Annotated in this window: 2 protein-coding genes; both read left to right on the plus strand. The window is 65.1% G+C overall.

Annotation, left to right across the window (positions count from 1 at the left end; all coding sequences use genetic code 11):
- Positions 1 to 946 (plus strand): ABC transporter permease (locus tag VLI63_RS14010; RefSeq protein WP_409157476.1); only part of this gene is annotated, 946 nt, incomplete at its 5' end.
- 36 nt (positions 947 to 982) lie between these two features.
- Positions 983 to 1345: NAD-dependent epimerase/dehydratase family protein (locus tag VLI63_RS14015; RefSeq protein ID WP_409157477.1), on the plus strand; the 363-nt coding region annotated here is incomplete at its 3' end.

Raw genomic sequence — 1345 nt, forward strand, 5'->3', positions numbered from 1 at the left:
CCGCCTCGGAGTTCGGAAGATCGTCGGGGCACGCGAGGCTACCCTCGCCGGCGTGGTCGTGCTCCTCGTCGTCTACCTCTCGTTTGCGTCGCCCTACTTCCTCACGGCGGGCAACCTCACCGTTGTGGGACGGCAAATCGCACTCGCGCTGATCATCAGCGTGGGAATGACCTTCGTCATCCTCATCGGCGGCATCGACCTCTCCGTGGGATCGACAGTCGCGCTGGTGAGTGTGCTCACCGGCGAGTTCATGGTCACCATCGGGATACCCCCGGTGCTCGCCGTGCTCTTCGCGCTGTTGGGAGGGGCCGTCGTCGGGCTGATCAACGGAGTCATCAATGCCTACGTTGGCATACCCTCGTTCGTCGTGACGCTCGGGATGCTCGCGGTTGCCCGCGGTCTCAGCCTCGGCATCACCAGCGGCTCCACGATCAGCGGTTTCCCGCCGGAATTCCTCAACCTCGGCCAGGGTTCTGCGCTCGGCGTTCCCATTCCCGTGTGGGTGGCAGTGGTGATCGCGGTCGTCGCGCATCTCGTGCTGACCCGCACCACCTTCGGCCGACACATCTACTTCGTGGGCTCCAATGAGGAGGCGGCGAAGCTCTCGGGCATCCGCGTGCGTCGGGTCAAGATCGCGGTCTTCGTGATCTCGGCCTCGCTCGCCTCGGTGTCGGGAATCCTCGAGACCGCCCGTCTCAGCGTGGGACAGCCCGCGGCCGGAAACGGCTATGAGCTGCTGGCGATCGGTGCTGCGGTGATCGGTGGCGCCAGCCTCTTCGGCGGCGTGGGGGGTATCCTCGGCACCGCGCTCGGAACCTCACTTCTGCTCCTCATCCAGAACGCGCTGATCCTCCTCGGCATCTCGGCCTACTGGCAGCAGGTGTTCAGCGGTGTGATCATCGTCGCCGCGGTCGCTCTCAATATGTGGCGTCGTCAGCGCAAATAGCCCGCAGCCCTCCCTCAAGAAAAAAAGGATAGAAACATGAAGGTAGTCATCACCGGCGCACACGGCAAGGTCGGACGCGCCGCCACCCAGGCGCTTCTCGACGCAGGTCACGACGTGCTCGCCACCGACCTCTCACGCCCCGGATTCGAAAGGCGTGAGGAGGGCTCGGCGCGCTACATGATGGCCGACCTCACCGATGCGGGCGAGGCCTTCGCCGTCGTGCGTGGCGCCGACGCGGTCGTGCATGTCGCCGCCATCCCCGAGCCGACCGGCAACCCGGCACACGTTGTCTTCCGCACCAACCTGATGGCGACCTTCAATGTGCTCGAGGCTGCGGTGCGTTTCGGAGTGAAGCGCTTCGTGAACATCTCGAGCGAGACCGTGCCCGGGTTCTTCTTC

This window comes from Lacisediminihabitans sp. H27-G8, assembly GCF_046156175.1.
Classification (GTDB): Bacteria; Actinomycetota; Actinomycetes; order Actinomycetales; family Microbacteriaceae; genus Lacisediminihabitans.